Source organism: Mesorhizobium sp. M0244 (assembly GCF_040321795.1).
GTDB lineage: Bacteria > Pseudomonadota > Alphaproteobacteria > Rhizobiales > Rhizobiaceae > Mesorhizobium.
Genome location: NZ_JAMYSE010000019.1, coordinates 52,282 through 75,863, shown reverse-complemented (window position 1 = coordinate 75,863; position 23,582 = coordinate 52,282). Strand labels below are relative to the sequence as shown.

Annotated in this window: 32 protein-coding genes; 31 read left to right on the top strand and 1 reads right to left on the bottom strand. The window is 60.4% G+C overall.

Annotated elements, in window-relative coordinates:
* The first annotated feature begins 82 nt into the window (after positions 1 to 82).
* The 25 genes from NKJ08_RS14865 (at position 83) to NKJ08_RS14745 (ending at position 15,677) form a co-directional block, all read left to right on the top strand.
* The gene (locus NKJ08_RS14865) at positions 83 to 256 is read left to right on the top strand and encodes a hypothetical protein (RefSeq protein ID WP_352782146.1); all 174 of its coding nucleotides are present in this window, start codon (positions 83 to 85) and stop codon (positions 254 to 256) included.
* Between the two features lie 69 nt (positions 257 to 325).
* Entirely contained in the window at positions 326 to 592 is a 267-nt protein-coding gene (locus NKJ08_RS14860; RefSeq protein WP_352704324.1) for a hypothetical protein, read from the top strand.
* Complete coding sequence (locus NKJ08_RS14855) at positions 589 to 1,248, top strand: hypothetical protein (protein ID WP_352782144.1); 660 nt, start codon at positions 589 to 591, stop codon at positions 1,246 to 1,248. The genes NKJ08_RS14860 and NKJ08_RS14855 overlap by 4 nt, the downstream gene beginning before the upstream one ends.
* A gap of 162 nt (positions 1,249 to 1,410) precedes the next feature.
* The gene (locus NKJ08_RS14850) at positions 1,411 to 2,229 is read left to right on the top strand and encodes a hypothetical protein (protein ID WP_352782142.1); all 819 of its coding nucleotides are present in this window, start codon (positions 1,411 to 1,413) and stop codon (positions 2,227 to 2,229) included.
* A gap of 24 nt (positions 2,230 to 2,253) precedes the next feature.
* The gene (locus NKJ08_RS14845) at positions 2,254 to 2,742 is read left to right on the top strand and encodes a hypothetical protein (RefSeq protein ID WP_352782160.1); all 489 of its coding nucleotides are present in this window, start codon (positions 2,254 to 2,256) and stop codon (positions 2,740 to 2,742) included.
* Entirely contained in the window at positions 2,726 to 2,959 is a 234-nt protein-coding gene (locus NKJ08_RS14840) for a hypothetical protein (protein WP_352782140.1), read from the top strand. Before NKJ08_RS14845 ends, NKJ08_RS14840 begins: the two co-directional genes overlap by 17 nt.
* A 2-nt stretch (positions 2,960 to 2,961) precedes the next feature.
* A complete protein-coding gene (locus tag NKJ08_RS14835; RefSeq protein WP_352782139.1) occupies positions 2,962 to 3,141 on the top strand; it encodes a hypothetical protein in 180 nt (59 codons plus the stop codon).
* Complete coding sequence (locus NKJ08_RS14830) at positions 3,141 to 3,410, top strand: hypothetical protein (RefSeq protein WP_352782137.1); 270 nt, start codon at positions 3,141 to 3,143, stop codon at positions 3,408 to 3,410. Before NKJ08_RS14835 ends, NKJ08_RS14830 begins: the two co-directional genes overlap by 1 nt.
* 57 nt (positions 3,411 to 3,467) lie before the next feature.
* Positions 3,468 to 3,734, top strand: a complete 267-nt coding sequence (locus tag NKJ08_RS14825; protein ID WP_352704337.1) for a hypothetical protein — start codon at positions 3,468 to 3,470, stop codon at positions 3,732 to 3,734.
* Complete coding sequence (locus NKJ08_RS14820; RefSeq protein WP_352782134.1) at positions 3,734 to 3,979, top strand: hypothetical protein; 246 nt, start codon at positions 3,734 to 3,736, stop codon at positions 3,977 to 3,979. The genes NKJ08_RS14825 and NKJ08_RS14820 overlap by 1 nt, the downstream gene beginning before the upstream one ends.
* On the top strand, positions 3,976 to 4,158 hold the full coding sequence (locus tag NKJ08_RS14815; RefSeq protein ID WP_352782132.1) for a hypothetical protein: 183 nt from the start codon (positions 3,976 to 3,978) through the stop codon (positions 4,156 to 4,158). Before NKJ08_RS14820 ends, NKJ08_RS14815 begins: the two co-directional genes overlap by 4 nt.
* A gap of 121 nt (positions 4,159 to 4,279) precedes the next feature.
* On the top strand, positions 4,280 to 5,791 hold the full coding sequence (locus NKJ08_RS14810; protein ID WP_352782131.1) for a toprim domain-containing protein: 1,512 nt from the start codon (positions 4,280 to 4,282) through the stop codon (positions 5,789 to 5,791).
* Between the two features lie 147 nt (positions 5,792 to 5,938).
* Complete coding sequence (locus tag NKJ08_RS14805; RefSeq protein WP_352782129.1) at positions 5,939 to 6,163, top strand: hypothetical protein; 225 nt, start codon at positions 5,939 to 5,941, stop codon at positions 6,161 to 6,163.
* A complete protein-coding gene (locus NKJ08_RS14800; RefSeq protein ID WP_352782127.1) occupies positions 6,163 to 8,181 on the top strand; it encodes a DNA polymerase in 2,019 nt (672 codons plus the stop codon). Before NKJ08_RS14805 ends, NKJ08_RS14800 begins: the two co-directional genes overlap by 1 nt.
* The gene (locus NKJ08_RS14795) at positions 8,108 to 8,515 is read left to right on the top strand and encodes a GIY-YIG nuclease family protein (protein ID WP_352782125.1); all 408 of its coding nucleotides are present in this window, start codon (positions 8,108 to 8,110) and stop codon (positions 8,513 to 8,515) included. The genes NKJ08_RS14800 and NKJ08_RS14795 overlap by 74 nt, the downstream gene beginning before the upstream one ends.
* A gap of 18 nt (positions 8,516 to 8,533) precedes the next feature.
* On the top strand, positions 8,534 to 8,725 hold the full coding sequence (locus NKJ08_RS14790; protein ID WP_352782123.1) for a hypothetical protein: 192 nt from the start codon (positions 8,534 to 8,536) through the stop codon (positions 8,723 to 8,725).
* Positions 8,722 to 9,531 carry a hypothetical protein gene (locus NKJ08_RS14785; RefSeq protein ID WP_352782121.1) on the top strand — a complete coding sequence of 270 codons (810 nt, stop codon included), beginning with the start codon at positions 8,722 to 8,724 and terminating at the stop codon, positions 9,529 to 9,531. The genes NKJ08_RS14790 and NKJ08_RS14785 overlap by 4 nt, the downstream gene beginning before the upstream one ends.
* Before the next feature lie 53 nt (positions 9,532 to 9,584).
* Positions 9,585 to 10,106, top strand: a complete 522-nt coding sequence (locus tag NKJ08_RS14780; RefSeq protein ID WP_352782119.1) for a deoxynucleotide monophosphate kinase family protein — start codon at positions 9,585 to 9,587, stop codon at positions 10,104 to 10,106.
* Between the two features lie 416 nt (positions 10,107 to 10,522).
* On the top strand, positions 10,523 to 12,100 hold the full coding sequence (locus NKJ08_RS14775; RefSeq protein ID WP_352782117.1) for a portal protein: 1,578 nt from the start codon (positions 10,523 to 10,525) through the stop codon (positions 12,098 to 12,100).
* Entirely contained in the window at positions 12,093 to 12,227 is a 135-nt protein-coding gene (locus NKJ08_RS14770) for a hypothetical protein (RefSeq protein ID WP_352782115.1), read from the top strand. Before NKJ08_RS14775 ends, NKJ08_RS14770 begins: the two co-directional genes overlap by 8 nt.
* 8 nt (positions 12,228 to 12,235) lie before the next feature.
* Positions 12,236 to 13,081, top strand: coding sequence for a capsid assembly protein (locus NKJ08_RS14765; protein ID WP_352782113.1), 846 nt, complete (start codon positions 12,236 to 12,238; stop codon positions 13,079 to 13,081).
* An 87-nt stretch (positions 13,082 to 13,168) separates the two neighbouring features.
* A complete protein-coding gene (locus tag NKJ08_RS14760; RefSeq protein ID WP_352782111.1) occupies positions 13,169 to 13,609 on the top strand; it encodes an N-acetylmuramoyl-L-alanine amidase in 441 nt (146 codons plus the stop codon).
* A 188-nt stretch (positions 13,610 to 13,797) separates the two neighbouring features.
* Entirely contained in the window at positions 13,798 to 14,124 is a 327-nt protein-coding gene (locus NKJ08_RS14755; protein ID WP_352782109.1) for a hypothetical protein, read from the top strand.
* A gap of 213 nt (positions 14,125 to 14,337) precedes the next feature.
* Positions 14,338 to 14,751 carry a hypothetical protein gene (locus NKJ08_RS14750; RefSeq protein ID WP_352782107.1) on the top strand — a complete coding sequence of 138 codons (414 nt, stop codon included), beginning with the start codon at positions 14,338 to 14,340 and terminating at the stop codon, positions 14,749 to 14,751.
* A gap of 167 nt (positions 14,752 to 14,918) precedes the next feature.
* A complete protein-coding gene (locus tag NKJ08_RS14745) occupies positions 14,919 to 15,677 on the top strand; it encodes a hypothetical protein (protein WP_352782105.1) in 759 nt (252 codons plus the stop codon).
* A 41-nt stretch (positions 15,678 to 15,718) separates the two neighbouring features.
* On the opposite strand, the gene NKJ08_RS14740 is transcribed toward NKJ08_RS14745, so the two are convergent.
* Positions 15,719 to 16,090 carry a beta-propeller fold lactonase family protein gene (locus NKJ08_RS14740; protein ID WP_352782158.1) on the bottom strand — a complete coding sequence of 124 codons (372 nt, stop codon included), beginning with the start codon at positions 16,088 to 16,090 and terminating at the stop codon, positions 15,719 to 15,721.
* A gap of 201 nt (positions 16,091 to 16,291) precedes the next feature.
* Here NKJ08_RS14740 and NKJ08_RS14735 point away from each other — a divergent pair, with 201 nt between their 5' ends.
* The 6 genes from NKJ08_RS14735 to NKJ08_RS14710 all read left to right on the top strand — a co-directional run bounded on the left by NKJ08_RS14735 (position 16,292) and on the right by NKJ08_RS14710 (position 23,521).
* Complete coding sequence (locus tag NKJ08_RS14735) at positions 16,292 to 17,224, top strand: major capsid protein (protein WP_352782103.1); 933 nt, start codon at positions 16,292 to 16,294, stop codon at positions 17,222 to 17,224.
* 89 nt (positions 17,225 to 17,313) lie between these two features.
* Complete coding sequence (locus NKJ08_RS14730) at positions 17,314 to 17,898, top strand: phage tail tubular protein A (protein ID WP_352782102.1); 585 nt, start codon at positions 17,314 to 17,316, stop codon at positions 17,896 to 17,898.
* Positions 17,899 to 20,382 (top strand): phage nozzle protein, encoded by a 2,484-nt coding sequence (locus NKJ08_RS14725; RefSeq protein WP_352782100.1) that lies wholly within the window; start codon positions 17,899 to 17,901, stop codon positions 20,380 to 20,382.
* Complete coding sequence (locus NKJ08_RS14720) at positions 20,382 to 20,840, top strand: phage protein Gp13 family protein (protein ID WP_352782098.1); 459 nt, start codon at positions 20,382 to 20,384, stop codon at positions 20,838 to 20,840. Before NKJ08_RS14725 ends, NKJ08_RS14720 begins: the two co-directional genes overlap by 1 nt.
* A gap of 5 nt (positions 20,841 to 20,845) precedes the next feature.
* The gene (locus NKJ08_RS14715) at positions 20,846 to 21,361 is read left to right on the top strand and encodes a virion core protein, T7 gp14 family (RefSeq protein ID WP_352704384.1); all 516 of its coding nucleotides are present in this window, start codon (positions 20,846 to 20,848) and stop codon (positions 21,359 to 21,361) included.
* A 129-nt stretch (positions 21,362 to 21,490) separates the two neighbouring features.
* On the top strand, positions 21,491 to 23,521 hold the full coding sequence (locus tag NKJ08_RS14710) for a hypothetical protein (RefSeq protein WP_352782096.1): 2,031 nt from the start codon (positions 21,491 to 21,493) through the stop codon (positions 23,519 to 23,521).
* The last annotated feature ends 61 nt before the right edge of the window (positions 23,522 to 23,582 follow it).

The window sequence follows — 23,582 nt, the reverse complement described above, 5'->3', positions numbered from 1 at the left end:
TTACGGGATGATCCTCAAATAGGGACACCACTAGCCCTATGAAACCGAAAGGACCAAAATGAGCAGGAATATAACCCTAAGAATGGGCGCAGCCGGCCACGACATCAGCGTCGGCTCAGTCACCATCGACCTTGCTGCCGCCTCCAAGACGGAGCGCTACGAGGTTCGCCGAACCCTGATCGAAAGCCTCAAGGCTGACGGCTACTTCGGCAAGAAGGAACAGCGCAAGGCGATCCACCGCGAGCGCCGCGCATGAGCATCACTTCAGCAGTGCTGCTCGCCATCGTCCTCATCCTCATCACCCGAGCCATGACAGGAGGCCCACATGCCCCGGCTTAACCGCGACGTTCTGAACATGGCTGGTCCACGCGAAGTGGCAATGGCCTCCCTCACGGTCCTCGACCGACTGCAGGACTTCCGCCCCGAAATCCAGATCATGGGCGCGGCGGCGGTCTTCCTCGAACTGGCAGCACATCTCGGCATTCCTGCTCAGGAAGCCTTCGCTGCGACCAAGAACCTCATCAACGGCGACGACGGCAAACGGGCCGAGTTCCGCGCCATCACTGCATACCTCAAGGGAGAAATCGCATGAAGAAGTTCAACAAGGGTGACGTCGTTCGCCGGATCACGTACGGCAACACCGACGACGCTGGCCAGAAGATGCTCGTTGGCTCTGAATGGACCGTTGTCCGACAGGTCAATGAAATGATCGAGGTCGAGGGTTTTGCCAAAGGCCAAGCCTCCAGCATCGCTCAATACTTCACGCTGGTTAAGGCAGCACCAGCCGCTCCCCAGGTCGGCGACAGCATCATGGTCACCGAAGTTCCGACCCACTGGTGGATCAAGCCAGGCATGGTCGGCGAAATCACCGGCTCCAACTATGGGACCTACGCCTACAACATCAAGATCGGCACCCAGCGCTGCTCCCTCAACGCTGACAACTTCGTCGTCGTCCCCAAGCAATATCTGAGGGATTTGGATGCGTTCAATAAGGCGAAGACGAAAGCCTTCCATGCCTACCACGGCAAGTCCTACGCCGAGGTGGCCGTGGCCACTGCCTTCGAGCGCCACTCGGCCCCCAAGGTCAACAAGCAGACTCCCATCAAGTCGGTCAAGGTCGCCCCTGACGCCATCCTCAAGCTCCTCACCGATTACGTGAAGGGCACCCTCGGGATCGACGCCTCGGTCACCAAGATCGCCTACTCCTTCGAGAAGGCCTTCGAGCTGGTCCTGAAGGCTGAGGCATGATCCGCCCGACACCAGCCCTCAACGCCGCCATCCTCACATGGAAGCGCGGCTACCCACTCCCAACCGATCTCTGGGTCAAGCTCACCAACCAAGGGTACAACGTCTCGTCCCTTGAACGCCGTTACTCCGTCTAAATCGTCCTCCGAAAGGGATAATCTCAATATGGCTAAAGAAGCAAAGACCGAATACCAGAAGTTCACCACCCCGCGCGTCATCTTCGTCTACCCGAAGCTCAGCGAGCCGGACTACGGCAACGAGAAGTTCCCAAAGCCGGATGGCGAATACTCGACCAAGGTCATGATGTCCCTGGCTGACGCCGAGACGTTCTGTGACACCAAGTTCGGCGGCAAGCCGTCGCTGAACGAGCTGTTCGAGGCTGCCACCCGCAACGCCGAGAAGGCATTCGCCGAGCTGGACAAGGGCACCCGCGAGAAGTTCAAGAAGAAGGGCGTCACCGGCCCTGCGATGAACGCTCTGTTCGAGACGGTCTTCGACAAGGAAACCGAGGAAGACACCGGCAACGTCGCCTTCAAGATGGCCAAGAAGGCCTCGGGCGAAGTCAAGAATGGCCCGCGCGCTGGCAAGCTCTGGTCGTCGCGCCCCGATCTCTATGACGCCAAGGGCCAGAAGATCAAAGGCACCAAGGTCATGCAGAATGGCCATCAGGTGAAGGACAAGGCCGGCAACCCGGTCTTCAAGTTCCCGAACATCTGGGGTGGCACCGAAGGCAAGATTTCGTTCGCAGTCGGCGACGGCTACTTCATCCCCGGCACTGCAGCCGGTGGCCTGAAGCTGATGCTTGAAGGCGTCCAGCTCATCGACCTCGTCTCCAACGGCTCCCGCTCCGGCGCTTCTCACGGCTTCGGCGAGGAAGAAGGTGGCTTCGAGTACGACGAGAGCGAGAACGAAGAGACCTCGGACGACAGCGAAGGCTCGTCGGATCAGTCCGGTGGTTCATCGGCCGGCGAAAGCGACTTCTAAGCCTTGGCCGCACCTACAGCAAGCGTGAGGAACTCTGCCGCTCGGAAACGGGCGATCAAGGCAGGGTACGCCTCAGGCTTCGAGATGGACATCGTCTTGGGCCTCAAAGCCCAGGGCGTGTCCTACACCTACGAGGCATTCAAGTTTGCCTACGAGGTGCCATCAAGGGTCTCGACCTACACCCCCGACTTCATCCTCGGGAATGGCATCATCGTGGAGACCAAGGGCCAGTTCGTCACGTCCGACCGGCACAAACATCTGCTCATCAAGAAGCAGTACCCGGACGTCGACATCAGGTTCGTGTTCTCCCGTTCAGCAACCCGCATCTCCAAGCAGTCGTCCACCACCTACGCAAAGTGGTGCCAGACCGCAGGCTTCCAATACGCCGACAAGCGTATCCCGCAGGCCTGGATCGACGAAGCGCCAACTCCCGGTCGCTTGGAGGCCAACTCAGCCATCTTCACCCCATCCAAAGCAAAGCGAAAGAAGACACCAGATGAAGACGTTTCTTAACCTCATCCTCGGCTCCGTCACCCCGACCACCGCCCAGGCCGTCGCCGGCATCACGAAGGCCATCGCCAAGCTCGAAGCCGTCGTCGCCCATCACGACCGCAAGGTGACCCTGATCGACGCCCGCATCGACACCCTGGAGAACCTCCAGAACGACAGCATCGCTGCCCGTGACGAAGCCGCCAAGATCGCCAAGCGCTTCACCAAGCTGGTGGCATGATCATGAAGACCGTTGTCCTCTTCCAGCTCGCCCTCATCGTCGCCTTCATCTACGGCTGGGTCTGCAACCTGATCGCCGTGATCCACCTGTTCTCGTCCGACGCTCCCCTGACGACGAGCGGCATCATCCGCATCATCGGCATCCCGGTGGGCTTCCTCGGCGCAATCCTGGGCTGGTTCTGATGTCTGGCCGCACCATCGACCAGTTCTTCACCCTGCTCGTCGGCATCGTCGTCGTCGTCGTGGCCATTGCCCTGTCGGCGGCTAACGGCTCGGCCTTCGGTGTCATCGCCGGCCTCATCGCCCTCTCGGTTGCCTACGTGGTCAACATGATGGGCGCTGCCGGGATCATCCAGTCCGTCCGAACCTTCCGTGTCGCCACGTTCTTCGCGGTCGTCTCGTGGGCTGCCTCGGTCGCCTCGATCATCGCTGCCGGCATCAGCTCGCTCTGACGCCTCGGGGGCTCCTTCGGGGGTCCCCAACCTCCCCCTCCATTCAAGGACGACAAGATGCGCGCCTCAATCTCCCTGAGCGACCTCCAGCGGTATGTCGAACGTCTGCCCAGCACCAAGCGCAACCCGCGCGACGGCCCGGTCGTTCGCATGGCCATCCAGCCTGACCTCGACTACCTCTATCGCCACTCGCCCAACCACCCGATGCACTACGAGATGATGACCGTCTCGACCATCGAGTTCCACTGCCGGCCCACCAAGGTCAACGGCGTGGAATGCACCGCTTGGTACTATCACGACATCCTCGTGAAGGTGTCCGTCTGATGGCCAAAGCGAAGTCAACCTTCGAGCTGGCTGACGAGGCCACTGACGGTCTGATGACGACGATCCGCGAGATGATGGACAAGTCTCTCGCTGACAACATCACTCAGTTCGCCGCCGTCGAGCCCAACGTCCTCAACATCTACGAGCTGGCCAACATGATGCGCTTCATCGGCCATCAGACCCTGCTCGCCAGCACCCGCCTCACCATGATCGCGAACAACATCAAGGTCGAGGAGGTCGGGTGAGAACGCTCCACCAACTGATCGAACAGTCCAAGGCCTTGGTGGTAGCAATGTCGCCGGCCGAGGTCGATGCCATGGTCAAGGCCCAGGGCGAAAGCTACGCGCGAAACTACAAGCCAGGCGAGCGCCAATGCTTCGTCATGCGCCAGCGGCAGCAGTTCCAGAACGTTGCACGAGACTGAGAGCGAGTTCCTTCGCAAAGAGCCGTGCCCAAAGTGCGGCTCGAAGGACAACCTAGCCCGATACACGGACGGCCATGCGTACTGCTTCGGCTGTCGGCACTACGAACCCGGAGAACATGAATTGGAAACACAGACCGAGGCTCCATCGGAGCAGCGGACGACGGACTTTGTTACTCTCGGGGAACCCTCAGATTGGCAGAGCCGTGGCATCAGCCTGGAGAGCGCGCAGAAGTGGGGCTTCACCCGCTCGACGCTCAACGGCGATCCCGTCCGTCTGTTCAACTACCGCAACGCCGCACAGCAACTCGTGTGGCAGAAGATCAGGTTCGCCGGCAAGGACTTCAGGTCCAAGGGCCTCAAGGAAGACATGTGCTTGTATGGCATGTGGCTCTGGCGGGACGGCGGCAAGAAGATCGTCATCACCGAAGGCGAGCTGGACGCGATCTCAGTCAGCCAGATGCAGGGTCACAAGTGGCCTGTCGTGTCGATCCCCAACGGCTGTGACGGCGCTGCTAGGGCGCTGAAGAAGAACCTCGCGTGGCTGGAGAACTACGAGGAGATCATCCTCATGTTCGATCAGGACGACGCAGGCCAGAAAGCTACGGCCGAGTGCTGCCAGATTGGGTTCACCCCCGGCAAGCTCAAGGTCGCCACACTGCCCCTCAAGGACGCCAATGCGATGCTCATGGAGGGTCGCATCAAGGAAACCATCGACGCGATCTGGGGTGCCAAGGTCTATCGACCGGATGGCATCGTAGGCGTCAGCGACATCATGGGCGACCTGATGAAGCCCGTCGAGTGGGGCCTGAAGTGGTGCATTGAGGAGCTGACCCAGCACACCTACGGGCGGCGCATGGGCGAGGTCTACGGCTTCGGCGCAGGCACTGGCATCGGCAAGACCGACTTCCTGATGCAGCAGATCGCCTTCGACATCACTGACCTCCAGATGAATGTCGGCGCGATCTTCCTCGAACAGAAGCCCGTCGAGACTGCCAAGCGTGTTGCTGGCAAGCTGGCCGGGCGGATGTTCCATGTGCCCGACGCAGGGTGGACGGAAGCAGAGCTGGTCCGCGCCGCGACCGAGCTGGATGGCAAGCTGTTCTTCTACGACAACTTCGGCCAAACAGACTGGGACATCGTCAAGGGTCACGTCCGCTACATGGCGGTCACCCTTGGCCTCAAGCTGATCTACATCGACCACCTGACGGCTATGGCCGACACAGGCGACGAGCGTGGCAGCCTGGAGCAGATCATGAAGGAAATGGCCGGGCTCGCCAATGAGCTGGGCATCATCATTCACTTCGTCTCCCACCTGACCACGCCTGACGGCAAGCCCCACGAAGAAGGCGGGCGCGTCATGATCAGACACTTCAAGGGCTCCCGAGCAATCGGCTTCTGGTCCTTCTTCATGTTCGGCCTCGAACGAGACCAGCAGAACGAAGATCCGATTATCGCCACAACCACTGTCTTTCGCATCCTCAAGGATCGCTACACAGGACGATCCACCGGCAAGACCATCAACCTCGGCTTCGACGCTGAGACCGGCCGGCTGTTCGTGCGTGAAGATGATCCGTTCGCTCCCAAGGGCGACTTCAAGGATGAGACGGCGGCAGACGACAGCCTTCCGTTTTGAACGACCACACCAACGACACCTATCCCTCGGACGTGACGATCTCGCGCCGGGGAAACCAACTCACCCTCAAGTTCAGAACTGCCACGGTCCACCTGTTCGCCAACAAGTGGAGGGAGATCGTGAGCGCAATTCAAGAGGTATGCCACGATGTCCAACCTATCCATCCAGAACCTGACGACCCTCCTGCTCGCTGAGAAGGAAGAGAAGCGCCAGCTCTACAACCGCCTGAAGGAGGTCGAGCGCAGCCGCGATCACTTCGCCTCCAGCGCCATGAACGCCGACAACCTCAGGAGCCAGATCAGGGTCCTGCAGGACGAGAACAAGCAGCTCGACAAAGCCCTCGGCACTGCCGTCACGGCGCTGACTGCCTGATGGGTCTTCAGACCCTCGTCTTTGATATCGAGACGAACGGACTGATCCCAGAGATGACCACGATCCACTCGTTGGTCATCAAAGAGTACGAGACCGGAACCATCTGGTCATGCAGCGACCAGCCAGGTGCAGACTTCAGCATCGAGTATGGCCTGCACCTCCTCATGGAAGCCGACACCATCGTCGGGCACAACATCCAAGAGTTCGACGTTCCGGCAATCCAGAAGCTGCACCCTTGGTTCATCCCCAAGGGCATCGTTCGGGACACCCTGATCCTGTCGCGCCTCATCTGGGCCGACCTGACAGATGCCGACTTCCGGCGTTCCGACATGCAGAAGCGCAAGGGCCTCAAGTGGATCGAGCCCTTCATGTTCGGCCGGCACTCGCTCGAAGCCTGGGGCCAACGCCTCGGCAAGTGGAAGGGCGACTACGGTGCGATCAAGAAGGCTGAAGGCAAGGCCCTCGGTCTCGAAGGTGAAGCCCTCGTCGCGCACGTCTGGGGCCGCTGGTCTCGGGACATGCAGGACTACTGCGTCCAAGACGTCGAGGTCACCGCGGAATTTTGGGCTCGCTGCCTGGGCAAAGGCTTCTCGGAAGAGAGCTGGAACCTTGAGCATGACGTTCGCAGGATCGTCAGCCGGCAGGAGAAGTACGGCTTCGCGTTCGACGAGGCCAAGGCTGCTGTCCTCTACGGCATCCTGGCCCAGGCTAAGGCCGACCTTGAGCGTGAGTTAGCTCTGGTCTTCAAGCCTTGGTATCGGAACAAGGGCCAGCGCTCCTCGACCTTCGACCGCACCATGGTCCAGAAGCAGCACCCCATCCTCGGCTACGAGGTGGACCGGAAGGGCGACTTCAAGATCGTCAAGAAGACCGGCGAGAAGAAGCCGATCTACGTCCAGTGCCAGTGGGGAGCCGGCGACCTCTACACCGACGTCAAGCTCATGCCGTTCAACCCCGGCTCGAGAGATGACATCGCCGACCGTCTGAAGCTGCTCTACGGGTGGAAGCCCTCGGAGTTCACGAAGGACGGCAGCCCGAAGGTCGACGACGAGACCCTGCAGGCTTTGCCCTGGCCCGAGGCCAAGCTGCTCACCCGCTACCTGATGGTTCAGAAGCGGATTGGCCAGCTCTCGGACGGCAAGGAAGGCTGGCTCCGTCACGTCCGCAACGGCCGCATCCACGGGCGCATCAGCACCAATGGCGCGGTCACCGGCCGCATGACCCACAGCAAGCCGAACATCGGTCAGGTCCCAGGCATCCACGACAAGAAGACCGGCGAGCTAATGCCCTACGGTCGGGAATGTCGCGAGCTGTTCACCGTGTCCAAGGGCAAGGTGCTGGTCGGCTGTGACGCCGATGCATTGGAGCTGCGAGACCTCGCCGGCTACATGGCTGCCTACGACGGCGGCGCGTACATCAAGACCGTCCTCGAAGGCAACAAGGCCAACGGCACTGACATGCACACCCTCAACGCTGCGGCGCTTGGGTGTACGCGTGAGCAAGCCAAGACTTGGTTCTATGCCTTCATCTACGGCTCCGGTGACGCCAACCTGGGTGCCATCCTCGGTGCCCATCCGTCCAAGCAGATGTCGGTCGGCAAGACCTCGCGAGCCAAGTTCCTCGCAGCCCTGCCAGCCCTCAACGATCTGATCAAGGCGGTCAAGAAGAAGTGCCTCCAGACCAAGCAGCTCAAAGGGCTTGACGGTCGCATCCTCTCCGTAAGGTCACCTCACTCAGCCCTCAACACGCTCCTGCAGTCTGCCGGTGCGATCCAGATGAAGCGGGCCTTGGTGATCCTTGACAACAACCTACAGGCCCTCGGGCTTGTCCCCGGCGTTCACTACGAGTTCGTCGCAAATGTCCATGATGAATGGCAGATCGAGGTAGATGAAGATAGGGCCGAGCTGGTGGGGAAGACTGCTGCAGAAGCAATCCGCCTCGCTGGTGAATATTACAAGTTCCGCTGCCACCTCGCCGGCAACTCTTCGTACGGCCAGAACTGGGCGGAGACACACTAAAGCCAGCCAGAACACTCCCGGTCACGTCTACGTCGCAGTCAATGCAGCGTGGCCGGGACGGTGCAAGGTCGGCCTCGCGAAGGACCTCAAGAACCGCCTTCAGCAGATGAACACGAACGACCCAGACCGGGCGTATCGCTTCCACGAAACGAGGATATTTGATGATCGCAAACAAGCTGAGACAATTCTTCACGAGCTGCTGGATGGCTATCGCATCCCCGGCACCGAGTGGTTCGAGCTACATCCTGACGATGCGGCCGGCATGCTACGGGGGCTCCATCGCAGGCACGTTGCGGGACATCGACCGGAAGGCGATGAGCAAACTCCTGGCTGACAAGTACGGGATCGTGGAATGACCCGCGTCTGGGTCACCACCGGCCGCACCGAGAGTGGTGACGACGTCGGCCCCTACGTCTGGGCACGAGAGCCATCAGACGAAGCAGTCATCACAGCCATCGACGCACAGTTCGGCGACGAGGAGGCAGAGATGTTTCGCGAGGGCTGCGGCATCCTCCACACCGAACAAACTGAGGTAATTGATTGAGAACACTTCTGATCGACGGGGACATCCTCGTCGTGTCAACCGGAGCCGCCCTGGAAACAGAGACCGACTGGGGCGACGACGTCTGGACCCTCACATGCGACGTGGGGGAAGTCAAAAGCACCATCATGGCGACTATCGCCCGCCTGAAGAAGGACCTGAAGGCAGACGCAGCCATCATCACCCTGTCCCAAGGCCTCACCTTCCGCCACGAAATGTACCCACCCTACAAGGCTGGTCGGTCACGCAAGCCGGTTGGAACTGGTGAGGTCAAGCGATGGCTGATCGAGGAGCAAGGTGCCAAGCTCAAGCCCGGGATCGAGGCCGACGATGTCATGGGCATCCTGGCCACCAACCCTCGGCTGATCAAGGGCGAGAAGATCATCTGCTCGGCCGACAAGGACATGAAGACCATCCCAGGCCTGCTCTACCAGAACGGCGAGATCACCAAGATCAGTCGCGAGGAGGCCGACAAGAACTGGCTCTTCCAGACCCTGACCGGCGACACCACGGACGGCTATCCCGGCTGCCCTGGTCTCGGCCCTGTCACCGCCCTGGCTGCCCTCAACGAGAACCTTGGGTGGGAGCAATACACCCATGAGTTCACCTCAGGGAAACGCAAAGGCGAGACCGAGCTGAAGTGGCGCACCGTCGAGATGGCGACCCAATGGGAAGCCGTGGTGAGCCAGTTCGTCAAAGCCGGCCAGACCTTCGATGACGCCCTGCTGCAAGCCCGCCTCGCCCGCATCCTCCGCAACGATGACTACGACCATGTCAAGAAGGAACCGATCCTCTGGCATCCAAAGTAATAGCCTTGTCGGGTCCTGCGGGGTCCGGCAAGTCGGAAGCTGGACGGTATCTCGTGGACGCCCACGGCTACCAGACGGTGAAGTTCTCAGGCCCGCTCAAGGCAATGCTCCGCGCGTTCTATGTGAGCGTCGGCCTGGAAGACCCGGAGCAGATCGAGCGCCGGATCGAGGGTGACCTCAAAGAAGTCCCTGACCTGTACCTAAACGGTGCCACGCCGCGCCACGCAATGCAGACCCTGGGTTCCGAATGGGGCCGTGGGCTGATGAGCGACGACTTCTGGATCAGGAGCTGGGAGCGGAAGGTTGACAGCGTCGAGGGGCCGGTGGTCACCGACGACTGCCGGTTTGAGAACGAGGCCGAGGCCGTCATGGCTGCCGGTGGTGAAGTCGTCAGGCTGCACCCCAAGGTCTACCGGAGAGGCACCTCCAGCCACGCCTCGGAGTCCGGCATCAGCAGCGACTGGGTCAACCACATTGTCACGAACGATGGAAGCATCGCCGACCTGAAGGATAAGATGCTTGACATTATTCATCCTGTCCATGTCGTAACGTTCGGAAGCCTCGAAAGTGAATAGGGACACCACTAGCACTATCGACGGGTTCATTCCCCAGGTAGTTATTTCCAGGGACCTCTTAGATCGCCTTATGGTTATCTTTCCCAACACCCTCCCTGTGAACATAGAGATTTCCGACCGTGAGCTTGGGGCTTTGATCGGAGTGCAGAGGGTCATCCAATACCTTCAAGGCACCCTCCAAAATCAGGAAGACGACAGCATCCCTAATGTGCTTAAGCAAACCTAAGATCGAGAAGCCGGATGTGGTTCAGCCACCCCCGCCGCTGCTCGCCGTACCCAAGGCTCCAGTCCTGAACGAGACCGCCCGCTCGGCTAACAACGACGCCGGCAAGGCAGCTCGCGCACGGACAGGCCGCTCCTCCCTTACGATCCCCCTGGCTGCTGGTGCCACTGGCGTCAACATCCCGAGGTAACATTTGCCCGACACGGAAGTCGTTTCCGCGAAGGCTCTATACGAAACACTGGCCACTGAACGAGACCCGTATATCAAGCGGGCCGTCAGGGCTGCTGAACTCACGGTCCCGTACCTGTTCCCCAAAGTCGGGACGACAGGTTCGACCACATTCGTAGAGCCCAACCAAAGTCTTGGCGCTCGTGGACTTAGACACCTGGCTTCAAAGCTCCAGGTTTCCCTGTTCCCGGTCAACGCCCCATTCTTCAAATATGAGATCGACGACCTGGCACTCGCTAACTTGGCCAAGGCCGATGATAAGCGCGGCGAGATCGAGAAGGCACTGAGCGCTCGCGAACGGGCAGTCCTGTCCGAGATGAACGGCTCGATGTTCCGCCCGGTGTCGTTCGAGGTGTTCCGTCAGCTCTTGCTGGCCGGCAACTGCCTCCTGCACATTCCCAAGAAGGGTAAGCCGAGAGCCCACCGCCTGTCATCCTACGTGGTGCAGCGTGACGCCTCTGGCACCATCCTCGACATCGTTCTCCTTGAGACCATCGCCCGCACTGCTCTTCCGGCCGACATCATGGCCAAGATCAATACCGTCCCAACCGCCGCCGAGGCCAAGCGGGACGCCAAGGTCGACATCTACACGCACATCACCCTCGACGAGACTGGCCAGAAGTACACCGTCAGCCAGGAGATCGAGGGCGTTCTAATCGAAGGCGAGACCTCGGGCTCATACCCCAAGGACAAGCTGCCCTGGATACCTCTGCGCTTCACCTACATCGAAGGCGAGGACTATGGTCGCGGCTTCATCGACGAGTACATTGGCGACCTAGCCAACCTCGACGCTCTCACAGCAGCTCTGCGTGACGGCACCATCCAAGGGGCCAAGGTCATCTGGCTGGTCGCTCCCAACTCCACGGTCAAGCCTAAGGCCCTCGCAGATGCCCCTAATGGTGGCTTCGTGCAGGCTGAGGCCAACGCTGTAGTCCCGCTACGGCTGGACAAGCAGTCCGACTTTGCCGTTGCCGAGCGCATGATCGGGTCGATCACCGAACGCCTCCAGCTTGCCTTCCTTCTCCACAGCCAACGCGACGGAGAGCGGGTCACAGCCGAGGAGATCAAGTTCGTTGCCAATGAGCTGGACCAGGGCCTGGGTGGCGTTTACTCGCTGCTCGCCGAAGAGTTCCAGCAGCCCGTCGCGGTCCTCTACTCCGCTCGCATGGAGTTCGTCCGTAAGGTCCCGCCGCTGCCCAAGGAAATCACCAGCACGACCATCGTGACTGGCATTGACGCCCTCGGCCGTGGGTCAGACCTCCAGAAGCTCGACACACTGATCGCCGGGTCCAACCAAGTCGTCGGTCCCGAACAGGTTGGCCGATACCTCAACGTCGGGGAATACTTCAAGCGCCGTGGTGCCGCGATTGGCATCGACATGGGCGGCTTGATCAAGTCCGACGAAGAGATCGCTGAAGCCGACCAACAGGCCCAGATGATGGCCCTCGCACAGAACCTCGGACCCCAGGCCATCACCCAGATGGGCGGCATGGCGAAAGAGCAAATGAACCAAACTGCCACTGAAGGAGAACCCAATGGCTGATGAAACAGTAGTGGCCGAAGTGGTCGCTGAGGCGAAAGCCGAACCCAAGGCCAAGGTGGCGAAAGCCCCGAAGCTGTCCGACAAGCAGACGCTGCTCGATAGCGGCTCGGTCTACACCGCTCACTAATGTCAGGTGTGATCCAGTCCGTAATCGTCCAGGCGCCTGAGTCGACGGCAGAAGAAGACGCAGCGGCCCTGGCCTTCGCGGCCTCCACTGCACCGACGACCGAGGAAGAAGCTCGCGCCCAGATCGAGGCCAAGAAGGCGGCTGATGAAGCTGCCAAGAACGCGCCGCCTCCTGTAGAGCGCCCTGAGGGTGTCCCTGAGAAGTTCTGGGATGCCGCCAAGGGTGTCGTGAACCATGAAGCTCTGCTCGCATCCTATGCCGAGCTGGAGAAGAAGGTTGGCGCTCCCAAGGTCGACGACGATGCCGATCTCGATGACCTCGACCCTGCCCTGCAGGAGACCGAGGAAGCCGAAGACGCAGAACCGTTCAGCCTTGCCACGTTCGATGCTGAGTACGCTGAAGCCGGCGCTCTGTCGGAAGCCAGCTACGAGACGCTCGCCGCCAAGGGCTTCGACAAGGCAACTGTTGACGGCTACATCGCCGGCCAGGAAGCTCTTGGTCAGATCGCCACTCAGCGTATCACCGAAGCTGCCGGTGGCAAGGACGGTATGGACCGTATCTTCGCGTGGGCAACCACCGGAGTTTCGCCCGCTGAGATCGATGCCTTCAACGAGAAGTTCCAGCATGCCGACGTCAACGCTGGCGTCATCGCAATGGAACAGCTCAAGGCGAAGTACGAAGCCGCCAACGGCAAGGACCCTGTCCTGCTAGGCGGAAAGCCCGCAGGCAATCCCGTCGATACGTTCGATAGCTGGGCTCAGGTCACTGCCGCAATGGCTGACCCCAAGTACAAGTCTGATCCTGCCTACCGTGCCGCCATCTCGGCCAAGCTCGGTCGCTCCAACAAGATCTAAATATGGCGGTCGGTGTCCACGGTAAGGGGCACTGTAATTGAGGGACTAGAGTTCGTTCCCTCTCCCAATGAAATTCAAGGAAACCTCATGCGTCCCATTGACACGCTAATCTGGCATTGCGCCGCGACACCTGAGGGGAAGTTCTTCGACATCTCTGACGTTGACCGCTGGCATCGCGCTCGCGGCTTCACAGGTGTCGGCTACCACAAGATCGTCCTGCTCGACGGTACTGTCCAAGAGGGCCGCGCCGAGAGCGTCATTGGCGCACACGTCGCCGGCCACAACACCGGCTCCATCGGCTACAGCTACATCGGCGGCTGCACGGCTGACGGCAAGGCTGCCAAGGATACCCGTACGCCTGCCCAGAAGGTCGCCATGAAGCGGCTGACTGTCGATGCCGTCCACAAGTACCCCATCAAGCGCATCGCCGGCCACAACGAATACGCGGCCAAGGCATGCCCGAGCTTCGATGTCCGCAAGGACGAACTCGGCAACATCGAAGGCTTCAAGGGTGGCCGCAAGGCGTAGTCGCAGGCTCACCTCAAAGGTCTGGCTGGCCGTATGCCTCGTACTCTCGTTCACGGCGTTGTTCGCGTCCATTGCGATGCGCCTAGAGACGGCTGCCGTGGGGATCACAGTGATGATTCCGGCAGTCTACGGGGCCTACGTTACCATCGGCCACATGGACCTCAGGCAGGCCATAACAGAGGAACCTCATGATCCCTAAGATATACGCATGGATCGCTGGTGCGGTCCTCCTCCTGCTCATCGTCGGCGGCATCTACGCCAAGGGCAGGATCGACAGCAATCACGCCCAGGAACTCGCACAGCTCACCGAGACATTAGAGCTGACTAAGTCGACCCTGGCCACCGAGAAAGTGGCTCGACAGGCAGACACGATCCTCGCCACCGAAGCTGCCAAACGGCAGAACGCACTCAAGCTCAAGATAGGCAACCTCAACGACTATGTGGAAACGCTCGAAGTCACTGGTGCTGTGTGCCTTGATGGCACTGACACTGAGCGGCTGCGCGACCTCTGGTAGGTTCGCCGCCCCTAACTACCCCGTCCTCCCAGCCGATCTGACAATCTGCTTCACCGACGCCACGCTGGTTCCTAAGCCCGCTGCTGGCACCATGGATAAGAAGAAGGTTCTCCTCCTGATCGCTGATCTCAAAGCCTCCGAGGCCGAGAAGACCGACTGTGGCAGACGCCTGATCGCCTTCTACGAAACCCTCGCAACCCGATCAGGAACCTAATGTCCACATTCAAATCCGCCTTCGCTGCCGCACGTAAGTCAGGCAAGAAGGTCTTCACATGGGAAGGCAAGCGCTACACCACTAAGCTCGCCGCATCGACCCCGAAGAAAGCTCCGATCCCGACCCCAAAGCCAACTCAGGCTGCCCCTGCTGCTGCCGCTGTAAAGAAGCCCCGGCCCCTCGCCGCTGCTGCCTCCAGCGCCCCTGCGGCAACCCCGGCCAAGAAGAGCCTCGGTATCGTCCCAACTGGCACCACAAGGTCGACCGGCCTGATCAAGAGCGTCCGTTCCGCCCTTGGCACTGACCGCAATGCGGGCATCAACTCTCAGGTCGACAAGATGCTCGCGGGCATGGACAAGAAGAAGACCATAGGCGGCAAAGCCCGCTCGGGTCTGAAGATCACCGCCCGCTAATACCTACAATCAGATCGTTGCCAGAGTGGACTATTGGTGACGCGGTGCCATGGGTTCGAAACCCATACCCCAACGAACCGAAACGTGGCAGATTGAATGGCCGGCGAGCAGGCCACGCGAGCGTCTCCCGCGTATGTAGGAATAGGCCAAGGAATCAGTTCGCAGCGATGAACAAACGGAGGCTCTTCAAGGATTTCGCCCAACTGAGCGTAAGGCTGAATGGGCTCGTTGTGCCGGGAAGGTCGATCGAGCGGACTTTGGCGGCTTACTCGTTCAACCTTGTCGTTTACAACAACCACGAGATGTACAAGGTGTCGTTGGTCGGGTCTGCGACCGCCGTCCACTTCAACGGCAGGTACATTCTGCTATGCAGCAATCACCAACTCAGAGACGTAGACCCCCAGCAGGTGGCGATGCTGAAGGACGACGGAGGCTTGCTCGTCACGTCGGGGGGCTACAGGACCTATCACGTGCGTTCAGACACCGACGCGAATGACATCGCTGCCTTCGATTTCACAGAGCCCGTTGCAGCGCACCCCGATCTGAAGAGGCGTTTCTTCGATCTGACGGAATTGCCGCCCGACACGCCCGTCACAAATGTGATGGCGATGCTGCTGACTGGCTATCCGTCCGCACGGCAAACCTACGACTTGGAAGAGAGAAACCATCTTGGGCTGGCTCGCCTTAACGTCGCGTGCGTGCCGGACGGACAGCCGAAAGACGACGCCTTGATCCGGGTGCGCGCGACAGAGCCTCTTTCCGTCGACCCGGACGGCATGAGTGGCGGCTCCGCTTTTGTGATCCAGATGGTGGGGACGGACCTCCGAGCCTACTTCGCGGGAATCATCTTGCAGGGTGGCAGGCAGTTTTTTCACGTGCTGAAGTCGGGCTACGTCGTAGCATTTCTGCGCAGCTTCTACCCATGAGCATCCGCGCCGGGTCGACATAGGTATACAATCTGAACGTCTTAGGCTTCTTCGCTGTCCTTTGAGACCACGTTGCCCTTCTCGCCGAACATATGATTGAACGCGCCCTTAAATCGCTCATCGGGTGGAACAACCCGTTCGTCCGGTGTGATCTCAAGGCGTGTCGGCAGAGCAAATCGTCCCACAAGCGCACCGAGGTCATCCTCCTCGGGCCAGAATACTTCGAAGACCTCTTTGATCGTCGCATCTGCGGCGAAGGAAGCAGTCTTCACGCTGTCGCCTGCGTAGTGGGCCACGGCAATGAATGAACCAGCTTTGTTGGCATTGATGTGCATGTCCGAATCTCCTTTCGTCTGAGCATCATCTACTCCGACCTCCGTGGCTAGGCACAATCGCTTAAGCCTGCAATCCACAATTCCCGTTCCAAGTTCTGTGAATGTCACACCGCTCTTTAGCCGGTGACAACAAGGAACCAAGGAAGTCTCACCAGACGATTACTTGGCGACCCTCCAACAGTGACTGAGGTCATTGAAGCAGGATAATCCCCAACAGTCATCCAGTGCTGCTCCGAGGCCCACACAAACCTCAGAACAAACACGGGAAATACCTATACTATGGCAAACGGCGTAGTCTCTAACCTCGGTCAGGCCAATGGCGCTGGCGCTCTTGACGCAAACTTCGTCAAGGTTGCAACCGGGGAAATCCTCACGGCCTTCACTCAGACGGTCGAGTTCGCGGACAAGCACATGGTCCGCAACATCTCCAACGGCAAGTCCGCTTCGTTCCCGGTCACGGGTCGCACGAGCGGCGCTCGCTATCACACCCCGGGCACGGAAGTTCTCGGCACGGTCGCCAAGTTCAACGAGCGCGTCATCACCATCGACGATCTGCTCCTGACCGACTACTTCACCGCCAACATCTACGAGGCGATGAACCACTTCGACACGCGTTCGGAGATGACCAAGCAGCTCGGCGAAGAGCTGGCCCAGGCCTATGACCGCAACGTCGCTCGTACCGCTATCCTGACCTCGCGCGGCGCTGCCGTTCTCGACGGTCTGCCGGGTGGCGGCGCGATCACCAACGCGGCGATGCTGACGGACAGCAACGTCATGGCTGCCTCGTTCTTCGACGCGGCTGCAATCCTCGACGGCAAGTACATCCCTGCCGGCGACCGCTACGGCTTCCTGAAGCCCGTCCAGTATTATGCCCTGGCTCAGAACACCAAGGTCATCAACAAGGACTGGGACGGCAAGGGTTCCTATTCGGACGGCAAGGTCATCAAGATCGCCGACATCCCGCTGATCAAGTCGATCAACCTCCCGAACGGCACGTCCGTCGTGGATGGCCCGACCAAGTACCAGGGCGTGTTCACGAACACCGCTGGCCTGATCATGCACAAGGGCCTGATGGGCACCGTGAAGCTGCTCGATGTCGCAATCGAGAGCGAATACATGGTCTCGCGTCAGGGCACCCTGATCGTCGCGAAGTATGCAGTCGGTCACGGCGGTCTGCGCCCTGAGTGCGGCCTCGAACTGAAGACGGCCTAATCAGCCCTCCACACCAACAAAACCGGGGTCCTTAGCAGGGCTCCGGTTTTTTTCGTTTAGCAACTCCCACCCCGACCTCTGGAGACCTGATGGCCACTGGCCTAACCCCATTCACAGAGCTTGAGGCGATCAACGAAATCCTGGCGACCGGCAGCGAAAGCCCCGTGTCCACGCTGGATGAGAACACCGTGATCGACGCCTCGCTCGCCATGAACACCCTCCGAGCTACCTCAGTCGAGGTCCAGACGCGCGGGTGGAACTTCAATACCGAGAACAACCTCGTCATAGCCCCCGACCAAGACGGCACCGTGGTCCTCCCCAGGAACACCCTCGGGGTCGATACAGTCGGCGAAACGGCCAGCATCAACGCAGTCCAGCGCGGCCTTAGGCTCTACAACGAGACCGACAAGACCTATGTCTGGACGGCTGCCCCCACGGTGACCCTCGTGGTTGCCCTGGCGTTCGAGGAGTTGCCCTCCACGGCCCGCCTCTACATCACCATTCGGGCTGCTCGGAAGTACCAAGACCGCTACTTCGGCGACACCGCCTCTCACTCCTATTCCGCCGCCGACGAGTCCGAAGCCAAGTCCACGATGATGGACGAGGAGCTGCGCTCGACCGGCCCGAACATGCTCAACAGCCAGTTCGCTCGGGACCTTCAAAGCCGCGTCTAAATGGCTAAGATTTCCGGGACTATCCCCAACTTCGCGAATGGGGTCAGCCAGCAAGCTGTTGCCCTTCGCCTCGCCTCACAGGGCGATCTCCAGCTCAACGCCTACTCGACCGTCGTCGACGGCCTGAAGAAGCGCCCACCGACGCAGCGACGTGCCTCTCTTGGTGGCGGCTTCGACGGCCTCATCCACACACACATGATCAACCGTGACGCCTCTGAGCGCTACGAGGTCATCATGTCCTCGGCTGGCATCCGGGTCTTCGGGCTGTCTGATGGCGGCGAGCGTATCGTCAACACGCCTGACGGCATCGGCTACCTCGACTACGCCCCAGGTCCCCTCAAGCCGCCCTACAGGACGGTCACAAACGGCGACTTCACGTTCATCACGAACAGCACCAAGGTAACCTCCAAGGACCCAGCCATCATCGAGCCAGTCTCGCCCAGCGAGGCCCTGGTACACGTCATGGCCGGCAACTACGGCAAGAACTACAAGATCATGATCAATGGTGCTGTGGTCGCTTGGTATCGCACCCCTGATGGCACGAACTCCCACCAGTCCCCCGCTGTCGACACCGCCTTCATAGCCCGCAGGCTCGCTACCGGCGAAACTGTGGCGCTGGAGAGGACTGACTCCGACCAAGAGAATGGCGGCTGGGAATGGAAGGCAACTGACACCAACCTAGCTGCGAACGGCATCAACGCCGCTGGCGGCTGGACCGTGAAGGTCACCCGAGGGACCCTCTACATCAAGAAGGACGACGGCACCGCGTTCTCCATCGGGATCGAGGACGGCTACAACGGCTTCGCCATGAAGGCTGTCCAGAACACCGTGCAGGACTTCACCGATCTGCCGGCCTTCTGCGAGAGCGGTATGGCGATCAACGTCACAGGCTCCGTGGGCACCCAGTACGACGACTACTTCGTCAGGTTCGGCAAGCAGTCTCCGAGTGACCCTGTAAGCACCCCTGGCGTCTGGCGCGAGATTGCCAAGCCGGGCATGTCGATTGCCTTCGACGCGTCAACCATGCCCCACGTCCTCGTTCGTGAGGCCGATGGCACCTTCACCTTCCGCAAGTCGGTGTGGGATCAGCGCAAGGCCGGCGACGAGAACACCTGCCCGTCCCCATCCTTCGTCGGCAAGACGATCAACGATGTCTTCTTCTTCAAGAACCGCCTTGGTTTCCTGTCGGAAGAGAACGTCATTTTGTCCCGCCACGGCAGCTACTACAACTACTGGCGCGCCACGGCCACGGCTCTGCTCGACGACGATCCGATTGACGTCGCTGCGGTCGAGAGCGGCGTGTCGATCCTACGCTCGGCACTGAGCTACGCCGACATGCTCGTCATGTTCGCCGACCAGATGCAGTTCACGCTCAAGGGCAACGAGCTGCTGACCCCGAAGACAGCATCGATCCGTCCGGTCACCTCTTACTCGGCATCCTCCACAGCCCGACCGGTGCAAGCCGGTGATGTGGTGTTCTTCCCTGTCGACCGTGGCCAGTTCTCTATGGTCCGCGAGTTCAACGTCGATCAGAACACCGGAGCAGCCACCGCAGAGGACATCACGGGCCATGTGCCCCAATACCTCCCAGGTGCGGTGACCAAGCTCATAGCCTCGACCCACGAGGATATACTTGTGGCTCAGTGCGATGGGCGGCTGGATACTCTGTACGTCTACAAATACTACTGGAACGAGAACAAGAAGCTCCAGGCTTCGTGGTCTCAGTGGACGTTCCCAGGCGTGGACAAGGTCCTCGACATGGGCTTCATCGGCTCCCAGCTCATCCTCGTCCTCCTTCGGGGCGAAGAGGCGTTCCTTGAGGTGATGGATGTTCAGCCCGGTGGGGTGGACGATTTCTCCACCTTCGTCTGTCACCTCGACCGACGCTTCAAGGTGGAAGCAGACCGGCTCTATGACTCCTTCGATGCGTACGCCAACACGACGACAGTGTTCGTGCCCTTCGACTTGGCCAACGACTACATCTGCGTGACTGCCGGCTCCTCGACCTCGGTCCTGAACCCCGGCCTGCAGATTGCCATCCTCGCCACCTCACCAACCTCGGTCACCCTAAGCGGCGATCTGAGGGGCATACCACTGTACTTCGGCGTCCTCTACTCCATGCGCTACGACCTCTCGACGATCTACCTTCGTCAGCAGAGTGCGCAGGGCGGAACGAGCGTCATCACCGAGGGGAGGCTACAGCTCCTGCAGCTCCTGATCCTGTTCTCCAAGACCGCCTACTTCAAGGTCGAAGTGACAACCATGTCTGGGGATGTCCGCACCTATGTCACCAACGGTCGCCTTATGGGTGACCCTGAGAACCGGGTTGACCGCGTCCACCTCAGCGACGGGAACATCCGCGTCCCGATCCTGAGCAAGAACGACCGGGTGAAGATCAGCGTCGTCAACGACAGCTACCTCCCCTGCTCCCTCCTCTCCGCTGAGTGGGTCGCCAACTACGTCCCGAAATCGAAGAGGATTTGATGATCACAATACGCGGGGCCAAGGTGTCCGACGCTATATCCTTGGCCCCGCGTTTGCGGTCAGCAGACAGAGACGAATGCAGGGCAGCCCTGGGCATGGAGCCTGGGATCGTTCTGCCACTCCTCGTTCAGGGCGACTGCGTATGGGCTGGGGTCGACCAGCACAGTGAGGTCTTTGGCCTCTTCGGGATCGACCCAGTCAAGGGCATGGACCATCTAGGCATCGTCTGGATGGTCACGAGCCCCGACATCTTCAAGCACCGCCGAGACCTCCTGAAGCTGGCCCCTGAGTGGCTCGATAGGCTTCACCGTGTCCGGCCGCTGCTTGGCAACCACATAGACGCGCGAAACACCACGCACATCCGCTGGCTCAAACGAATGGGGTTCTCCTTCCTGAGGACCCATCCTGAGTACGGCGTGGAGAAGCGTCCCTTCCACGAATTTGCAAGACTGAGATAAAGCCCATGTGCCCAGCTATCCTGAGCGTGGCTGTCTCTGCGTTCGGATCGATCCTCGGATACGCCGGCCAGCAGCAGCAGTACGAAGCTCAGCAGGAAATGTACCACAACAACCGCGATGCCGCGAACAAGGCAGCCGCGAATAGCTTCGCCTCGATCCAGAACCGCCAGCTCCAAGATGATGCTGCCTCGGGCCAGGAGCTTCAGAACCTAAACATCGAAGCGATGAAGGGTCGGGCAACTGCCTCCGTCGCGGCCGGTGAAGCCGGCGTTATGGGTCTCTCCGTCGACGGCCTGATCGCCGACTACTATGGCCAGCAGGGTCGATACGAGCGAACCCTGGCCAACAACGCTCAGATGAACGCCAGTGCCCTAAGGGACCAGATGGACAGCACCAGGGCGACAGCCGAGGGGCGCATCAACTCCGTCGACCAGGGCCAGAGGCCTTCATTCGCCGACGCGGCAATCCGCATCCTCGGCTCGGGCGTAGACGCCTGGACCCAATTCAAATCCAAAGGATAACCAATGGCTCAAGGCCGCGTACAAGTTGACGAGCTGCGGTCTGACATCCGGCTCCAGCCTGCCCAGAATGTAACCGACACATACGTCGCCCCACCTCGCCCACCGGAGGATCAGAACCTAGCCCGCCTAGTGGACGCGCTGGGCTCCTTCTCGGGCTCCCTCGGCCGCTACGCTGCGGTCACTCAGGACAAGTCAAAGTCCAATGAGCTGGAGCTGATGGCAGCCCAGAAGAAGTTCTCGGGCATGACCATCGAGGAGCAGCGCAAGGCTGTTGAGGGTGGCCAGATGCCGGCCTACGCCAACGACTTCGTCCAGAAGGGCATGGGTTCCCTATGGGGCTCGTCCTATGGCCAGAGCCGAGCGGCTGAGCTGCAGAACACCCTCAACACGACCCACGACTGGACTGGCGATCCCGACAAGCTGTACGCCGAGGCCATCAAGGCCGACATGGAGAAGTACGGCAACGATCCCAACTTCGTCGCCCAGTACCTCCGTCAGATGGACCAGGGTCGCAATCAGGCCCAGAACGTGGTCGAGGGCCGCAAGGTCGACAACTTCAACAAGGACCAGCTCGGTGCGGCCTTCGCAGGCTTCGACACCGTCATCAACGCTGGCATCCAGAACGGCCGAGACCCTGACGACATCGCCAAGGATGTCATGGGCAGCTATGCCTCACTCGGCAAGGATGGTGTCCTCGGTGTCGATTTCGACAAGCTCGATCAGGAACGCCTAAACGCAGCCGCACGTCGTGCCGAGACGCAGCCTGAGGTGGCCCTAGCGCTCATCTCTGCGACCCGTAAGGGCCGTGGAGGCGCAACTACCTCGCTCGCCCAAGATCCAGCCCAGCGCGACCGCATCCTGCAAATCCAGGAAGTTGCCCGCAAGGCGATTGGCAAGAAGGCCGAGAGTGTCTTCCTCGACGGAGTGGCCGCCCAGAACGCTGAACTCATGGCCACGGGAAATCTCGATGGCATTGAGGAACGGCGCTACACCTCACCGATCACTGGCGAGGAGAAGGTCATCACCGCCGACAGCCAGCGCGACGATGTCATCTACCGCTACATGAAGACCAGCGCCCAGATCGCCGAGAAGAACCGGGAGACCGGGACTGAACGGATGTCTCGTGAGCTTCGCGTCTTCCGAATGGGAAACAAGAACGACCCCGAGCTGGAGAAGCAAGTCTCTGGCATCTTCCAGATGGCGAACGCCGGCATCAGCCAGGACCCCGAAGCTGAGAAGAAGCTGGTCAGCAAGCTCGAAGCCTACAAGTGGCTCCGCAACGAAAGCACCCAGTCCCTCCTGTCCCACGCTAAGGACGAGAAGGACCGCGACTTCGCTGAGACCTATCTGGCCGGTCAGCAGTACCTCGGCATGGACAGCTCGGAAGCCATCAACTTCGCCACAAGGGCCACCAAGATCAGCTCTGAGGGACTGCCAGGCATATCGCCTAAGCAGCACGAACAGGTCCGCTCGGCGGTCAACAGCCTGGGCTCCAAGCCGGGTTGGTTCTGGGGCACCAACGACACCAAGCCTGCCAATTCCGCGGTGGCCGAGCAGCGGGTCACACAGCTCGCTCTGGGCATCATGAACGCCAACGGCGTCCCGATGGACAAGGCGATCACCATGGCCTCTGAGGCGGTCAAGGCGACCTCTACAACGTACAACGGTGTCCTGCTCGATCTGCAGGGCATGCATGTCCCTGACAACTTCTCTGAGGTCTTGGACGAGCAGCTCGGCGACTACGCCAAGAACCGTCCCCTCGTGATGGAACGCAACGGCCTGTCCCCAAGCGACCTCGCAGTCATCCCCGCAGGTTCCACCAGTGGACCCTCAGGTGGCCGCTTCATCGTCGTGGAGAAGGACACTCTCAGCCCTGTCCTCGACGACCAGGGCAATATGTCGTTCGTCACCACGGGTCAGGTCCGACAGCGCGGTGCCGTCAAAGAGAACGACCGCAAGACCAAGGTGCTGCGAGACAGCGCCGTTGAGAGTGGTGCTGCCTCCAAGGGCTACACCAGACTGCCAGCAGTATCCGGCGAGACCGGGTGGCTGAACGGCAAGACCGGCGAGATCATGAAGTTCGACTTCCCTGACGGGGCATCAGCTCCAGTTTGGAAGTCGACTGGCAGACGCATCTCTTCCCCGCTCACCCAACGATAACTGACACGGCCCCGTTCCCTGCAATGCAAAGCGGGGCCATCTCACCATAACCCCACAAGGA

Bases quoted from the DNA above. Each gene is read 5' to 3' on its own strand.
- NKJ08_RS14865 (WP_352782146.1), top strand. From the start codon at position 83: ATGGGCGCAGCCGGCCACGACATCAGCGTCGGCTCAGTCACCATCGAC.
- NKJ08_RS14860 (WP_352704324.1), top strand. From the start codon at position 326: ATGCCCCGGCTTAACCGCGACGTTCTGAACATGGCTGGTCCACGCGAA.
- NKJ08_RS14855 (WP_352782144.1), top strand. From the start codon at position 589: ATGAAGAAGTTCAACAAGGGTGACGTCGTTCGCCGGATCACGTACGGC.
- NKJ08_RS14850 (WP_352782142.1), top strand. From the start codon at position 1,411: ATGGCTAAAGAAGCAAAGACCGAATACCAGAAGTTCACCACCCCGCGC.
- NKJ08_RS14840 (WP_352782140.1), top strand. From the start codon at position 2,726: ATGAAGACGTTTCTTAACCTCATCCTCGGCTCCGTCACCCCGACCACC.
- NKJ08_RS14835 (WP_352782139.1), top strand. From the start codon at position 2,962: ATGAAGACCGTTGTCCTCTTCCAGCTCGCCCTCATCGTCGCCTTCATC.
- NKJ08_RS14830 (WP_352782137.1), top strand. From the start codon at position 3,141: ATGTCTGGCCGCACCATCGACCAGTTCTTCACCCTGCTCGTCGGCATC.
- NKJ08_RS14825 (WP_352704337.1), top strand. From the start codon at position 3,468: ATGCGCGCCTCAATCTCCCTGAGCGACCTCCAGCGGTATGTCGAACGT.
- NKJ08_RS14820 (WP_352782134.1), top strand. From the start codon at position 3,734: ATGGCCAAAGCGAAGTCAACCTTCGAGCTGGCTGACGAGGCCACTGAC.
- NKJ08_RS14805 (WP_352782129.1), top strand. From the start codon at position 5,939: ATGTCCAACCTATCCATCCAGAACCTGACGACCCTCCTGCTCGCTGAG.
- NKJ08_RS14800 (WP_352782127.1), top strand. From the start codon at position 6,163: ATGGGTCTTCAGACCCTCGTCTTTGATATCGAGACGAACGGACTGATC.
- NKJ08_RS14790 (WP_352782123.1), top strand. From the start codon at position 8,534: ATGACCCGCGTCTGGGTCACCACCGGCCGCACCGAGAGTGGTGACGAC.
- NKJ08_RS14770 (WP_352782115.1), top strand. From the start codon at position 12,093: ATGGCTGATGAAACAGTAGTGGCCGAAGTGGTCGCTGAGGCGAAAGCC.
- NKJ08_RS14760 (WP_352782111.1), top strand. From the start codon at position 13,169: ATGCGTCCCATTGACACGCTAATCTGGCATTGCGCCGCGACACCTGAG.
- NKJ08_RS14755 (WP_352782109.1), top strand. From the start codon at position 13,798: ATGATCCCTAAGATATACGCATGGATCGCTGGTGCGGTCCTCCTCCTG.
- NKJ08_RS14750 (WP_352782107.1), top strand. From the start codon at position 14,338: ATGTCCACATTCAAATCCGCCTTCGCTGCCGCACGTAAGTCAGGCAAG.
- NKJ08_RS14745 (WP_352782105.1), top strand. From the start codon at position 14,919: ATGAACAAACGGAGGCTCTTCAAGGATTTCGCCCAACTGAGCGTAAGG.
- NKJ08_RS14735 (WP_352782103.1), top strand. From the start codon at position 16,292: ATGGCAAACGGCGTAGTCTCTAACCTCGGTCAGGCCAATGGCGCTGGC.
- NKJ08_RS14730 (WP_352782102.1), top strand. From the start codon at position 17,314: ATGGCCACTGGCCTAACCCCATTCACAGAGCTTGAGGCGATCAACGAA.
- NKJ08_RS14725 (WP_352782100.1), top strand. From the start codon at position 17,899: ATGGCTAAGATTTCCGGGACTATCCCCAACTTCGCGAATGGGGTCAGC.
- NKJ08_RS14720 (WP_352782098.1), top strand. From the start codon at position 20,382: ATGATCACAATACGCGGGGCCAAGGTGTCCGACGCTATATCCTTGGCC.
- NKJ08_RS14715 (WP_352704384.1), top strand. From the start codon at position 20,846: ATGTGCCCAGCTATCCTGAGCGTGGCTGTCTCTGCGTTCGGATCGATC.